Source organism: Actinocorallia aurea (assembly GCF_054783995.1).
On the sequence record NZ_BAAGPQ010000041.1, the window covers coordinates 1 to 1027 of the forward strand.

1 protein-coding gene is annotated in these 1027 nt (G+C 74.9%); it reads left to right on the top strand.

Going from position 1 to position 1027, the window contains the following annotated elements; translation table 11 throughout:
• Positions 1 to 140: 140 nt before the first annotated feature.
• Entirely contained in the window at positions 141 to 764 is a 624-nt protein-coding gene (locus ACYVOM_RS41035; protein ID WP_460309050.1) for a hypothetical protein, read from the top strand.
• Positions 765 to 1027: the final 263 nt, after the last annotated feature.

Below are 1027 nucleotides of genomic sequence, written 5' to 3' on the forward strand. Positions count from 1 at the left end.
GGCGGGGGATCTGGATGATTGCTGGTCAGGGGGTTGGTCGGGGTGGGGATTCGAAAGGGTGATCGACTTGCCAGGAGTCGAAATCTTGTTCGATGATGGGTGGTGTGGGTGCGTTGGACGGGCTCCGGAAAGAGGGGCTCGTGGGGCCGTTGGCGGCGCCGGAGGAGCTCTCGGAGGAGCTCGTGCCGGTGCTGCCGCCGCTGCGCGCGGTACTGCCGCGGCTGAGAGGGGGAACCGTGGTGACGGTGGGGCGGAGCGCGGCGCTGGGCACCGCGCTGGTCGCGGGGGCGGCGCGCGGGCAGGAGTTCGCGGCGGTCGTCGGGATGCCGGAGTTCGGGGTGGCCGCCGCCGTCGGGATGGGGGCCGATCCCGACCGCCTGCTGCTGGTCGACGCGCCGGGGGAGCGGTGGGTCGAGGTCGTCGCGGCCCTGGTCGAGGGGGTGCGGCTGGTGCTGGTGCGGCCGCCCGCGCGGCCCGCGCCGGCGCTCGCGCGCCGCCTCGTCGCGCTCGCCCGCAAACACGGGTGCGCCCTGGTGGCCGCGGGCGAGTGGGAGGGCGCCCAGGTGCGCCTCACCGTCTCCGACGCCTCTTGGGAGGGCCTGGGCCAGGGCCACGGCCGCCTGCTCTCCCGCCGCGTCCGCGTCACCGCCGCAGGCCGCGGCGCCGCGGCCCGCGCCGAGTCCTCCTGGCTCCTCCTCCCCGGCCCCGACGGCCGCGTCACCACGGCCCCAGCCCCCCTCCGCCACCTGGAGGTGGTCGCATGACCGCCACCCCCCACCCCGCCCCCCTACACACCCCCACCACGCCCGCTTCCGTCACGTCCGCTCGTGCCACGACCGGTTTCGCCACGATCAGGCTTGCCTCGGTTGGGCTTGCCATGGTTGGGCTCGGCTCGATTGGGCTCGCCACGATCAGGCTCGGCTCGGTCGGGTTGGGCTTGGTTGGCCTCGGCTCGGTCGGGTTGGGCTTGGTTGGCCTTGGGTTGGGTGGGGGGTGGGGGTGGTGAGGCGCGTGTTGGTGGTGTGGT